This window comes from Psychrobacter piscatorii (assembly GCF_904846415.1).
Taxonomy (GTDB): Bacteria; Pseudomonadota; Gammaproteobacteria; order Pseudomonadales; family Moraxellaceae; genus Psychrobacter; species Psychrobacter piscatorii.
This window is the reverse complement of record NZ_CAJHAR010000007.1, coordinates 65438-77954: the sequence shown is the minus strand read 5'-3', so window position 1 is coordinate 77954 and position 12517 is coordinate 65438. Positions and strand designations below refer to the sequence as shown.

Annotated in this window: 13 protein-coding genes; 7 read left to right on the top strand and 6 right to left on the bottom strand. The window is 44.8% G+C overall.

The annotated features are described in order from the left end of the window. Positions 1–65: 65 nt before the first annotated feature. From JMX83_RS04955 to dnaJ, 3 genes are all read right to left on the bottom strand, one after another. Positions 66–971, bottom strand: a complete 906-nt coding sequence (locus JMX83_RS04955; RefSeq protein ID WP_201599443.1) for a hypothetical protein — start codon at positions 969–971, stop codon at positions 66–68. 40 nt (positions 972–1011) lie between these two features. Continuing rightward, on the bottom strand, positions 1012–1842 hold the full coding sequence (gene dapB, locus JMX83_RS04950) for a 4-hydroxy-tetrahydrodipicolinate reductase (RefSeq protein ID WP_201599442.1): 831 nt from the start codon (positions 1840–1842) through the stop codon (positions 1012–1014). Positions 1843–2027: 185 nt separating this feature from the next. Further along, positions 2028–3164 carry a molecular chaperone DnaJ gene (gene dnaJ / locus JMX83_RS04945; protein ID WP_201599441.1) on the bottom strand — a complete coding sequence of 379 codons (1137 nt, stop codon included), beginning with the start codon at positions 3162–3164 and terminating at the stop codon, positions 2028–2030. A gap of 415 nt (positions 3165–3579) precedes the next feature. On the opposite strand from dnaJ, the gene JMX83_RS04940 reads away from it, so the two are divergent. Further along, positions 3580–4230: a DUF2939 domain-containing protein gene (locus JMX83_RS04940; protein ID WP_201599440.1), complete on the top strand. Its 651-nt coding sequence runs from the start codon at positions 3580–3582 to the stop codon at positions 4228–4230. Between the two features lie 141 nt (positions 4231–4371). Here the strand turns inward: JMX83_RS04940 and JMX83_RS04935 are convergent, their stop codons facing one another. Further along, entirely contained in the window at positions 4372–5436 is a 1065-nt protein-coding gene (locus JMX83_RS04935) for a disulfide isomerase DsbC N-terminal domain-containing protein (RefSeq protein WP_201599439.1), read from the bottom strand. A gap of 289 nt (positions 5437–5725) precedes the next feature. Further along, positions 5726–6430 carry a pseudouridine synthase gene (locus JMX83_RS04930; RefSeq protein ID WP_201599438.1) on the bottom strand — a complete coding sequence of 235 codons (705 nt, stop codon included), beginning with the start codon at positions 6428–6430 and terminating at the stop codon, positions 5726–5728. A 197-nt stretch (positions 6431–6627) separates the two neighbouring features. Between JMX83_RS04930 and JMX83_RS04925 the strand changes: the two genes are divergently transcribed. The 5 genes from JMX83_RS04925 (at position 6628) to JMX83_RS04905 (ending at position 10419) form a co-directional block, all read left to right on the top strand. After that, the gene (locus tag JMX83_RS04925) at positions 6628–7230 is read left to right on the top strand and encodes a YigZ family protein (protein ID WP_201599437.1); all 603 of its coding nucleotides are present in this window, start codon (positions 6628–6630) and stop codon (positions 7228–7230) included. A gap of 338 nt (positions 7231–7568) precedes the next feature. Beyond that, positions 7569–8618, top strand: coding sequence for a YheT family hydrolase (locus JMX83_RS04920; protein ID WP_201599436.1), 1050 nt, complete (start codon positions 7569–7571; stop codon positions 8616–8618). A gap of 74 nt (positions 8619–8692) precedes the next feature. Then, positions 8693–9235 carry an acyl-CoA thioesterase gene (locus JMX83_RS04915; RefSeq protein WP_201599435.1) on the top strand — a complete coding sequence of 181 codons (543 nt, stop codon included), beginning with the start codon at positions 8693–8695 and terminating at the stop codon, positions 9233–9235. A gap of 197 nt (positions 9236–9432) precedes the next feature. Next, complete coding sequence (locus tag JMX83_RS04910; RefSeq protein ID WP_201599434.1) at positions 9433–9810, top strand: DsrE family protein; 378 nt, start codon at positions 9433–9435, stop codon at positions 9808–9810. A gap of 231 nt (positions 9811–10041) precedes the next feature. Next, positions 10042–10419, top strand: coding sequence for a VOC family protein (locus JMX83_RS04905; protein WP_201599433.1), 378 nt, complete (start codon positions 10042–10044; stop codon positions 10417–10419). A gap of 72 nt (positions 10420–10491) precedes the next feature. Here JMX83_RS04905 and JMX83_RS04900 read toward each other — a convergent pair whose 3' ends face one another. Continuing rightward, on the bottom strand, positions 10492–11247 hold the full coding sequence (locus JMX83_RS04900) for an HNH endonuclease (protein ID WP_201599432.1): 756 nt from the start codon (positions 11245–11247) through the stop codon (positions 10492–10494). A gap of 222 nt (positions 11248–11469) precedes the next feature. On the opposite strand from JMX83_RS04900, the gene JMX83_RS04895 reads away from it, so the two are divergent. Continuing rightward, positions 11470–12516 carry an NAD(P)H-dependent flavin oxidoreductase gene (locus JMX83_RS04895; protein ID WP_201599431.1) on the top strand — a complete coding sequence of 349 codons (1047 nt, stop codon included), beginning with the start codon at positions 11470–11472 and terminating at the stop codon, positions 12514–12516. The last annotated feature ends 1 nt before the right edge of the window (position 12517 follow it).

Below are 12517 nucleotides of genomic sequence, written 5' to 3'. Positions count from 1 at the left end.
TAGAGAAGCGCGGTGCTATTAATAACAGCACCGCGCTTTTTATGTTTGGCTATCTGATTAATGAGCTATTGCACCAATAAAGCTATCGGTACACTATTAATGCTATTGGTTATTCGACTGCCGCTGCTGGTTGAGCGTTGTGAAATCTCACCAATCGTTACCCACTGTCCACGTGGCACAATGATCGTACTGTTCAGACTTTGACCTTGAATGCTATTACTGCTCGTGCCGTACCTATTGTAGGATGAGTTGGATCGCGCCAGTCGCTCTTCAACTTGTGACAACCTAACTTCGACCTGTCCATCAGGCAGCAGTCTGGGTGTGACAGCAATGCCTTGCGTCGTTGGCAGTAGTACTTGATGCTGAATGATAATCTGCGCACTTGGCTGACGGTCAACGGGATAATGATAATTTGGTTGAATAGTGGCACGATAGTTCTGCGTCAATGAATAGAGCGTGCCTGTACTAATACTAGCAGCACTACCAGACAGCGTTTGTACTTGGTACAAGCTACTACCTTGTTGCTGGCGGTTATATTGATTGATTGCACCTGTACCTTGGATACCGCGATTGGTAATGATAACTTGACCCTGCCGAATATTATCCTGAATGCTGCTGCTATTGCCAACGCGTACAGCGACCGTGAGCGCTTGTGGCTGACGGTCAATCTGTGTGAGTAGCTGCTGTATCATTTGATAATTGCGAGGTGTTGTTATTAGTACCAACTTATCTTGATATACGCTGACGGTGCCGCCATCAGCGCTACTATTGAGTTGTTGCCTCACTGTTGGCAGTAGCGCGGCACCGCCATAAGTGTCAATCACATAGGTTTGATCACTACTGGCTTGTACTGCTATCGGCAAAATTATCAGGCTCAGGGCAAACGCTGGCAAACATATATTTTTAGCAGTGCTGATCGCAAACACAGTGCTCGTTAACTGATGCTTTATATAACGCTTCACATTATTCACATGTACTCCCTCATTTTTCTTGAGCCCTTTTCAACGCTACCTAATCATTCAGACCCAGCACATCTTGCATATCATACTGTCCAACGGCTTGCTCGGTCACCCAAGTCGCGGCACGTACAGCACCTGCGGCAAAGGTCATGCGCTCTCGTGCGCGGTGAGTAATCTCGACCACCTCACCATCAGCGATAAACATCACGGTATGATCGCCTACGATCTCTCCACCGCGTACGGCATGAATGCCAATCGTACCTGATTCGCGTTCGCCCGTTTGTCCTTCGCGTCCGTAGATAGCGACGTCTTTTAGATTCTGTCCGCGCGCCTCTGCGACGGCTTCTGCCATCATATATGCGGTACCAGATGGTGCATCGATTTTATGTTTGTGATGCGCTTCGATGATCTCCACATCAGCATCATTGCCAAATGCTTTGGCTGCCATGCCAAGTAGTTTCAATGACAGGTTAACGCCTGTTGAATAGTTACCTGCGTAGACGATAGCGATTTTTTTACTGGCCTCTGCTAATACCTGCTCTTGCGCCTCATTAAATCCTGTCGTGCCAATAACCATCGCGACATTATGCTCGGCACAAACTTGCATGTTTTTTTCAGTCGCATCAGGCAAACTAAAATCAATCAGCACATCGATATCACTGATCACAGCTTCTAGCTCGTCAACGATTTGTACCTCTAAACGTCCGATAGCAGCCACCTCGCCTGCATCCGCGCCGACAAGACTAGATCCTTGGCGTTCAATCGCTGCATTCAGTGTCGTGTATGCATTGTTTTGTACGGCTTCGATAAGCATACGACCCATGCGACCACCTGCACCGATGACACCAACTTTGATGGCTTGTTCTTTTGTTTGTTGACTCATATCTTTACCTTACATACTTTATATTTGGTGGGGTTATTTTTGGTTATCATTTATCGTCAGTTTAACAAATATCGTTAACTGAGTGGTTTTTTATCAGCACAAGAAAAAGCCCAAAGGTTTCATGTGAAACGTTTGGGCTTTTTTTCAGTATAGCTACCTAACAACAGTCTGTCTGAGTTAAATAATCAGTCAAATAAATCGCCAATCTTTTTAAAGAATGATTTTTTATGTGGCGACTGCTGATGCTTACTGTCGTCATCCAACGTATCTTGGAATTGACGTAATAGATCTTTTTGCTCACGAGTTAGGTTGACAGGAGTCTCGATGACCACACGGCAGATCAAGTCGCCTTTCATCGTGGTACGTACTGGCGTCACCCCTTTACCGCGTACACGTAGCAATTTACCACTCTGCGTACCTTCTGCGACTTTGATTTTTACTTTACCATCTAAGGTTGGGATCTCAACTTCTTTACCGAGTGCCGCATCAGTGATGCTGACTGGTACATCCATATATAGATCGGCGCCTTGACGAGTAAAGACGTTGTGCGGCTTGACACGTACTTCGACATACAAGTCGCCATTCTGTACGCCTGCGCCGCCAGCCTCACCTTCGCCCGCCAGACGGACGCGATCCCCATCATCAACGCCTGCTGGGATAGATACTTCTAGCGTACGTGATTTGTCTTTGACGCCATTACCATGACAGTCAGGGCAAGGGTTTTTGATCTGTTTACCAGAGCCGCCACACTGTGGGCAAGCTTGCTGCACGGCAAAGAAACCTTGCTGCATACGCACTTGGCCTTGACCATGACACATCTGACAGGTCACGACATCAGAGGCATCTTTGGCGCCTTTACCATCACAAGTGTCACATGGAGCTGGCGCGGTAAAGCTGATTTCTTTTTTGCAGCCGCGTACTGCTTCTTCTAATGTCAGCTCAATCACATAACGCAGGTCGGAGCCACGACGCGAGCGTCCACCACCGCCGCCACGTGATTGACCAAAGATGTCACCAAAGTTACCGAAAATATCACCAAAAATGTCTTGGAAGTTGCCGCCGCCTGCACCGCCAAAGCCGCCACCACCCATGCCATTTTCAAAGGCTGCATGACCCATGCGGTCATACGCTGAGCGCTTTTCTTCATCGCTCAGTACTTCATAAGCCATTGAGGCTTCTTTGAATTTGTCTTCAGAATCAGGGTCATCAGAGTTGCGATCTGGATGATATTTCATGGCAAGCTTACGGTAGGCTCGCTTAATCTCCTTGCTGTCAGCGGTCTTGCTGACACCTAATACTTCATAAAAATCGCGTTTACTCATGGTTTCTCCTATCGTCTTCGTAGCACCACCAGCTCGTCAGTTCACTAGCTTTGATCAGCTTTGACCATTAACGGTCTTTATTTCATACACAATCACACAGCAACGTTTCATGTGAAACATGGCAAACCACAATGTCACAGGATGATAATATGTGCATGTCACGGACAAATACGGTGGGTGCTACTTAGCCAAATCAATTATAAAAAGTTTGCGCTATTTATGGAGATGGTCTGCTGATTTATCAAGCGCTTAAGTCATGAAATTCGTAGTTAAGGTAGTTAGGTTGCGATATACACGATTTATTAAGATTACTACAAAGCTTTTCATACCTGAATAATGACGAGTCGTGCTAGTATTTATCGCCATATCTACGGTCATTTATACCCATGACGTTTGCGACAAGGTACCAAGTCTTATGAAAAAGCTGATTGTTTTATTAATCGTGATTGCCGTAGCAATCTATGCAGGCTCCCCTTACTACAGTGCTTATCAGCTCAAAAATGCTTATGATGCCAAAGACGGTGCCGCTATCGCAGCGACCATTGATTACGAGCAAGTGCGGCCAAGCATCCAAACTCAGCTAACTGATCAATTTGCCACGACCATGACTAAGTATCCATTAATCGCTGAGCTCGGCGGTGATCCATTGACTGAGGCCGCCAATGGCTTTATCACGCAAGCAGTTGATGGCGCGATTACCCCGCAAAATATCGAAAAAGTCATCAACACTCAGGGTCAAGCGAATACAGCAACCAAAGAGCTGGCCGCCGCATGGGCAATCGCTAGCGATCAAGTTGACTTGCGAAATCTTATTCAGAGCTTAATCATTCAACGTGGCGACGTCGATGCGGTGGTCAAGAGTCAAATCCAGCAAGTCATGAAAAAACAAGCGGCGGAGCTTGAGCAGCAGGCAGCACAAGGCAACGATAGCGAAAAGCCAACATTGAGCTACTGCGGTATCAATTGCTTCAATATCAGTGGTCAAGTCAAAGGCTATCCACTCACTATCGAGATGCAGCGCCAAGGACTTGCTCAATGGAAGATTGTCGATATTGTCTTGCCATAAACAAGTTGAGACCGCTTTTGATATTTGAAATATTGGTAAGTTAAACGATAAAAACCGCTTTATGAATCAGCTCATAAAGCGGTTTTTTATTACTCTATTCAAAGTAGTGATGAATAAAGATCTTGAGCGATACCAATATAATTATTCGATACCTAAAAATTCTAAAAACTCAGGACTCTCGAAACTTGCTTGATATAGCACACCGTCCTCACGGTAAATGGCAGGCGTCGCTATCACTGCCAGTCCAGCGGCTTTTTCGCGATTGGGCGTCACGTGGTCGACTTTACAACTTGCTGATGCAGGTGTCATCTCACCTTGTAGCATCGCCTTATCGAATGCCTGACGCCGACTGTTTTCGTCATCTTGGCACCAAATACCACGCATTTGCTCAGGTGACTGCTCGTATATCGGATAGCCGATGACGTTGACCGTCACGCCTTTTGCATTGAGCACGGGTATTTGCTGATGAAATCGGCGGCAATACGGGCAGTTGACGTCATCAGCCACATAGATCACCGCCCTCTGAGGACTGGTCGCCGGATAAGTAATCAGTTGGCTTTCATCCAATGTCGCAAACACCGATTGATTTTTTCGTGTTTCAAAACTTTCATCGAGTCCAATAAACTGACCGTTTTCGATCACTGATATCTCACCATCAGTGATGTATTGCGCATCGTCCGATAGCAAGAAAGGTACGCCTTCTAGCGTTGCACCCCAAATGACACCAGGTACTGCGGTATAAAAAAACGGCGTTTTTGCACTCATATTTTTGAGCGCGCTCATATTGGCAAGCATCGCCGATTTGACTGCCGCACTGACAGGCTTGCCTACCTGCGCGCTCGTGCTGCGTACTGGTGTTTTGGTCACTACCCGCTTGCTTGGATTCTTTTTTAGCTCACCTTGGATGACATAGCGACCGTCTTCGGTGATGTGCAACGGCGGCTGCCCAGCCAAGTTTACCTGATACATATTGGGTAAGTTAGACGGCACAATAGAGGTAATCTGCGTTTTGATACCGGCTTGGGTCAGCACTTGGCGCAACCGCTTGTCAACAGTTGAACTTACCGCTTTGCTCGTCTGCATGCTTTGATGGTTTTGGTTCAATTGGGTGCTCGTCTCATCCGCCGAACTTGATTGGACACAAGCAGTAGTGGCTAATAAGATGACGCTGATTAAGCTCGCAGATTTAAATACAGATAATGTCACAGAAACAATCCCAGTTGGTTTTTAATAAATACAGCGCTTCACAAAGCCAGCTCTTATTAATCACAATTATATTATGTAAAAGAGTATATTAAAATATTAGACAGACTTTAGCACAAAGAAGGTTTTTGCAAAGTCATAAAAGCGCAGTTTTGCAAAATTGCTACTGAGCTTTAAGAGATAGGCAACACAAGCAGACCGCAAAAAGCAGCACACGGTGTCGTGGCTGCTAATGAATGTAAAACAATGATTTAAACAGTAGTATGGATGTGCATACTAAAGAAGTCAGAGACTAGAATTTGGCAACTTCTTCTGGCGTTAAGAAGCGACTGTCGCCTTTTTCTAGGCCTTCTAGATTGATATGACCGATGCTGGCACGATGCAGCTCCGTCACTCTATTGCCAAAGTAACCCATCATGCGTTTGACTTGATGGTATTTACCTTGCTCTAGCGTCAGGCGGGCATGGGTTTCGTCAATGAACTCAAGGATAGCAGGCTTGGTTGGCTCATAATCGCCTTCTAATAAAATCCCTTCAGCGACTTTTTTCACAGCCTTTTCTTGGGCATCGCTATCCATCGGCGATGCTAGGGTCAGCTCATAAACCTTGGCATGCTCATGCTTAGGACTGGTGACACGGTGTAGCCAGCCGCCATCATCGCTCATGAGCAAGGCGCCAGTGGTATCGACATCGAGACGTCCAGCGATACGCAAACTACCCAACTCTGGTACGGCGATCAGCTCGGTGACGATTGGGTATTCTTTGACTTTTAACGTACATTCAAAGCCTTCAGGCTTATACAGCAAGATATAGCGATTGCCCGCAGCGACTGACAATGGCTCGCCTGCCCACATCACATCATCGTTGACGACATCGACATGTAGGCCAGGGTCTTTGACCACTTGATCGTTTACAGTAATTTCGCCCGCGTGCATGATCTTTTTTGATTCTTTGCGCGACAGCTCGGTGGCTTTACTAATGAATTTATCTAAACGCATACTATTTACTACCATCGGTTTTATGATACCAGCCCTAAATCAGAAACTAACGACGCCTGCACTCAGCCGTGAGCAGCTCGTTATCTTCGATGGTTAGAAATGGTACTATAATGAAAAATGAAATGAACACTGTACCCAATACGGACGACAGTGAAAGTTAGCTAAGTTTACCATATCCAACCTAAGCCTGATGAAATATGAGCTATCAAACGCTAAAACGTGCCGTCACCGCGCGCCTAGAAATTAAGAAATCCGAGTTTATTGCTTACGCGTATCCGGTGACATCACGTGAAGAGGCCATGTTTCACGTGGAACAACTGCGTGAGCAATATCCTGATGCGCGGCATTTTTGCTGGGGCTACATCATTGGTGACCCTGACAATACTACCAGTGCAGGTTTTGACGACGATGGCGAGCCAAGCGGTACTGCAGGCAGGCCGATATTAAATGTCCTACAACACAAGTCCATCGGCAATGTCATCATCATCGTGGTGCGGTATTTCGGTGGTATCAAGCTGGGCGCTGGCGGTCTGACTCGCGCTTATGCAGGCTCTGCCCAAGCAGCGGTCGATGAGATGACATTGAATCCCTATGTACCCATGGCACAGATTCAGATACTCGCAGAGTTCGCAACCGAAGCACAGTGCCGCTATATGATAGAAAATCTCGGCGGTCACATCGATGATGTCGCCTATAGCAAACAAGTCACGCTGACTGCGACACTCGCTCAGGCAGATATCGACAGCTTAAAAGAGCGACTTGCGATGGATGGTCGCGTATTGGATCAGCCAGAAGTCTAAAAAAACCTGATTAACCTTTCTAATTAGCCACTTAAATATAGTAGAACCTCAATAAAATTGATACAGCATAGGAAAGGCGCTCGATTAAATGCTACTTTTCTTGCTTGCTGTGACTGCGTCTCCAGAGGCTGCGAAAAATAGCATTTAGTCTTGCTATACCATTTTTATAATGGTTTCACTATAGTTGTATTCAGTCGCCATTTATTAGCTTGTCAGCCATTTTCAGTAATCATGCGTCCACTGAAAATTATTGGTTTTTACAGATACTGGCGTTATGATAAAAAACCCTTATCACGCTACTTTTTTGTTTTTCCACGATCATTAAATAAGACCCAAATATGTCAACCTCAACCAAACCTTTCTCTCCAGCGCCTTTTAAGCCACCCTTTTGGCTAACCAATCCACACTTGCAAAGCATCTTGCCCAAGTTTTTTGCGCCAAAAGCACCAACCTATCGCCGCGAAGTCGAAAAAGACTCTTTGGATGAAAGCGATATTGCCTACGATTTTTATGATGCGCACCCTGTGGACGTATCAAAAAACGGTGCGCTTGAGCAAACGCCATTGATTGTCTTGTTTCATGGTATGGAAGGCAGCAGCGACAGCCATTATGCCCGCGCATTGGCTTACCAGATGCACGCGCAAGGTTGGCACTTCGTGGTGGCACATTTCCGCAGTTGCGGCGGTATTCCTGCTAATGGTAGAGTTTTTTATAATGCGGGTGATACCGATGAGGTGCATTACGCGCTGCAAAATCTAAAACAACAATACGCCAATATCTATGCGGTCGGCGTCTCTTTAGGGGGCAATGCACTGGCAAAATACATGGGCGAATACGGTGACGAAGCGCTCTGCCAAGGTGCTACCGTCATCTCCGCTCCCGTCGATATGTCATCAGCGGCGCTCAGTATGCACAGCTTTTTAAGCCATCGTATCTATACCCCTTATTTGCTTAACCCGATTATCAAAAAAGCCTTAGCCAATGACATTACTCAAGAGGAAATCGACTCGATTAAAGCCGTCAATCGCATCAGTGACTTTGATGATATCTTTACCGCCCCGCGTCATGGCTACCGCTCTAACAACCACTACTATCAAGCCTCGTCCGCCCTTCCCTATTTGATAAAAGTGACCAAGCCTTTATTACTCATCAGCGCAAAAGACGACCCATTTATTGGCTTTACCGCGACACCAAACGATGTCTCCGATAGCGTCACTCTCTTAGATACTGAGCATGGTGGACATATCGGTTATTTGCGTTATCGCTCAGATAAAGGTCAAGCCAAAAACAATACTAATGGCAAGTCTTCAAAATTCGATATCAACTGGATACCCGAAACCGTGAGTGCGTACTTCAATTGGATTGGGGTCGAATCACGTAAAAAATAGGCCTAAATAGCCCTGACAATAGCTACCAATTTAACGACTTTTAATGCTGTCCTTTAAACCTTCGAGACGACTTTATGTACCCATTTATCCGTTATGCCAGCACCATCGCTCATGCCGCCTTAAAAGCAAAAAAGGGCGATACCTTAACCCTAAAAGAGACCAGCGAGATTCAGTTTCGCTGCCGCTTGTCAGACATCGATAACTTCTTGGAGATGAATAACGGTCGCGTATTCACGCTGTATGATTTGGGGCGCATGGACTTTGCAGTACGTAGCGGACTTGGCACGCAGCTGCTAAAACAGCGTTGGGGTTTGGTCATCGCTGGCAGCACCATCCAATATCGCAAGCGTATTCGCGCCTTTGAAAAGGTCACGCTAAAAACCAAAATGGTCGGTATCGATGCGCGCTGGCTCTATATCGAGCAATCCATGTGGGTCAAAGGCAAACCTTGCTCCTCTGCGCTACTGCGTACGGGCGTGACCAAAGGCGGTCGGGTAATCGACACCGCACAAGTACTGGCCGCATTAGGACAGTCTGATTGGGATCTGCCGCCAACTGGCTACGTGGCCGAATGGATAGAGAGCGATCGTGATCGTCCATGGCCGCCAACGGAGTAATAATCAAACCGCTTAGCTTATAACTGCTTGGCTTAAAACGACTCTTACTGAGCGTTGATTCAAAGCACGTCACGAGCAAGTAACCTTATAGCTACTATTTCATAACAACTCATTATATAAATAAATATAATAAATGTTAGGATAGTAGTGAGTATGACATTCAACTCAACTAAATATAGTCTGATAAGGAGAATAATATGGCTAACACGACGGATTTTGTCGGTACGTTATTTGATAATAGTGAATCAAACCCAAGCAAAATTACTCTAGCCTTTACCATGGCTGGCGTGGCACTCAAAAAAGGCCACTCTGCCACGGTGATATTAATGGTAGATGCGGTACATCTGGCCAAACCAAATGCGCTGGACGATGTCAATATTGGCGCGCCATTTGAGCCTGCTGGCGAATTGCTAGAAGCCTTTATCGAAAAAGGCGGACAAGTACTGGTCTGCGGTGCCTGCATGAAGCACAATGGTTTGGAAGAAGCAGACATCGACAAACGCTTTGAAGTGATTAGCGGTGATGATGTGGTTGAGCTGCTCATGAATGCGAAAGGATCGTTGCAGTTGAATTAATAGCAAACGTTAAAAAGCAAAATTATAAAAATGGGTCAATCTTCTCAGTCATCTTTTGGGTGGCTTGGATGATTGGCTCATTTTTTGTGTACAATAAATCAGTTCTTGAATGATTTATATCATGGTCAGCTCGAAGACAATTATGCGACCACTGTTATCCGTATTTTGTCTTTATTTGGTTGTCACTGATTTGAACTCTATACCGCTCCTCCTAAATGAGTAAGGATACTTATGAAATTTCGATATGCGCGACACACCAATAATTTAGATACCATTATTGATTTTTATCAAAACATTATTGGACTAGAAAAGCTGGGCGGCTTCAAAGACCATAATGGTTACGATGGTGTTTTTTTAGGATTTCCCGATCAGGATTGGCATATGGAGTTTACCTATTCTGCTGATAAAGCAAACCATCATCCTGACAGGGATGATTTGATCGTATTTTACTTAGATAGCGAAGAGGAAATCCAAGCCATTATAGATAGGGCGAAACAGGCAGATATACTACCGACCACCTCACAAAATCCTTATTGGAATGAAAACGGCATTGAGTTAACTGATCCAGACAGATTCGGCGTCATACTAACGATAAATCTGTTGAAGTAGAGGACTAGAGTCAGTCTGTTTAGGGCGTGTCATTGGAGTTTGCTGATTAGCGGTGATGATGTGGTTGAACTATTACCGCCACGAAAAGTACTTGTCTGAAGTGGTAACTTCTACATTGCTTTTGGACTTATTGCAGGTTTCACAAGTCAATTGAATATTACAAGGATCATTAACTCCATACATGTCCAGAGGGACAATATGATCAAAATTGCTTTTCTTATAGTGGTTAATCAAGTTTGTTAGGTCTGTATTACAAAATACACACCTACCCTTATCTCTATGAAAAACAGCTTTTTTCACCCATACCGGTATATGACACCTTTTAATTGTTCCTTTTTCAGTCATATATTCACTAGGATAAATTACATTCTTTTCATATATATGAGTAGAAACTATCTTATTGAATTTCAGAAGAAGCTTTCTATTATTAAATAAAACATAGAAAGCCTCTTCAGACATTTCAGAGAACAACTCATAAAATTTATCCTCATTTTCTAAGAACCATTCATATGCACATGGATCCTCTCTATTATCATCTTCCACTATTTTTTGAATATTAATATTGTAGATATCAAATTTCTCATACCAGATTGATAGGTACTCATCATCATAACAATCTTCGTTCTTCCTAAAATCACGTCTATAAAAATTAAATGCTGTAATAACAATGTACTGATGCAACAGAGTATCTTTATTAAATTTAGCTGAATGCTTTATAAAGTAATCTTCATTGTAGTTCCAAAACTCCGTTTCTAAGTTTATATATTCTTCAACAAGATTAATTAGATCATAAATACCATGAAAACTATATTTTTGTAACCTACTCATCTCTCTAACCTAATCATTACTCAGTAAATATATTATACAGTTAAGACAAGTCAGATGGACACTATCACCTTAACTACAAATCCATAGTCAAATATTTTAGCTACAACTTTGTAGTCAAACCCCACCCCTTATTCAGCAACTAAATAAACACTATCCAACACGCGCATCGCCTACCTCTGCTACAGTAAGTCATGCAAATATCCTAATAAAAAGGAGCCATTCATGAGCTTACTCAATACGCTTAACCTCACCTACCCGATTATCCAAGCGCCAATGGCAGGCGGAGCTACCACTCCTGAGCTGATTGCGAGTGTCAGTAACTTTGGCGGACTGGGTTCATTAGGCGCTGGTATGACCGCGCCAGACGTTTTGGATAGCCAAATCAATACGATTAAAACCCTAACCGACCGTCCTTTTATGATCAATCTGATGGTGTTATCTGAGCAGGAGTCGAGCAGCTTTGATACCGCCATGCCGACTTGGCTAAGTGAGTATTACCAAGAGCATAATATTGAATTTACGCTACCCGCGCGTCCAGCACAGAGCTTTGCTGAGCAGTTGCAAGTCCTGTATGACAATCCCGTACCTGTCGCCAGTTTTACTTTTGGTATTATCAGCGCTGAGCAAGTTCAGCGTCTGCAACGTGTCGGCACGCGTGTCATCGGTACGGCAAACCATCCATTGGAAGCCAAAGCATGGAGCGAGATTGGTGCAGATGCAGTTTGTGTACAAGGCGTAGAAGCAGGCGGTCATCGCGGTGGCTGGTTGCCACAAAGTGAAACTGATCCCTTGGGATTATTGACGCTGATTAGTCAAACGCGTGCTTGCACCGACATTCCGTTGATTGCCGCAGGCGGTATTATGACTGCACAAGATATCAAAGCGGTACAAGCGGTAGGTGCTGAACTTGCGCAAATGGGAACGGCATTTTTGACCACAGATGAGTGCGGTATTAACGACACTTATAAACAAGCGCTGCTCGATGCCAGTCAAGGAGCGCGCAGTAGCGAGACACGCTTAACCAGATTGTTCTCAGGCAAGCTTGCGCGTGGATTATTGAACGATCATCTGCGTAACTTTGCACAATTTGAGAGTGCAGATACGCTACCGCCCTACCCGCAACTCAATGCCATGACTAAGTTTATGCGGGCGGATGCGACCAAGCGTTTGGACGCCGAGCATCTGTCGTTATGGGCAGGACAAGGCGTCACGTTGGTCAGAGACGAAAGTACAGATACCTTACTAACGCGACTAACAAAAGACTTGTGAA

Coding starts and splice junctions, on each gene's coding strand:
- JMX83_RS04900 (WP_201599432.1), bottom strand. CDS start 11,247: ATGAGTAGGTTACAAAAATATAGTTTTCATGGTATTTATGATCTAATT.
- JMX83_RS04940 (WP_201599440.1), top strand. CDS start 3,580: ATGAAAAAGCTGATTGTTTTATTAATCGTGATTGCCGTAGCAATCTAT.
- JMX83_RS04925 (WP_201599437.1), top strand. CDS start 6,628: ATGAGCTATCAAACGCTAAAACGTGCCGTCACCGCGCGCCTAGAAATT.
- JMX83_RS04905 (WP_201599433.1), top strand. CDS start 10,042: ATGAAATTTCGATATGCGCGACACACCAATAATTTAGATACCATTATT.
- JMX83_RS04910 (WP_201599434.1), top strand. CDS start 9,433: ATGGCTAACACGACGGATTTTGTCGGTACGTTATTTGATAATAGTGAA.
- JMX83_RS04895 (WP_201599431.1), top strand. CDS start 11,470: ATGAGCTTACTCAATACGCTTAACCTCACCTACCCGATTATCCAAGCG.
- JMX83_RS04930 (WP_201599438.1), bottom strand. CDS start 6,430: ATGCGTTTAGATAAATTCATTAGTAAAGCCACCGAGCTGTCGCGCAAA.
- JMX83_RS04920 (WP_201599436.1), top strand. CDS start 7,569: ATGTCAACCTCAACCAAACCTTTCTCTCCAGCGCCTTTTAAGCCACCC.
- dnaJ (WP_201599441.1), bottom strand. CDS start 3,164: ATGAGTAAACGCGATTTTTATGAAGTATTAGGTGTCAGCAAGACCGCT.
- JMX83_RS04915 (WP_201599435.1), top strand. CDS start 8,693: ATGTACCCATTTATCCGTTATGCCAGCACCATCGCTCATGCCGCCTTA.
- dapB (WP_201599442.1), bottom strand. CDS start 1,842: ATGAGTCAACAAACAAAAGAACAAGCCATCAAAGTTGGTGTCATCGGT.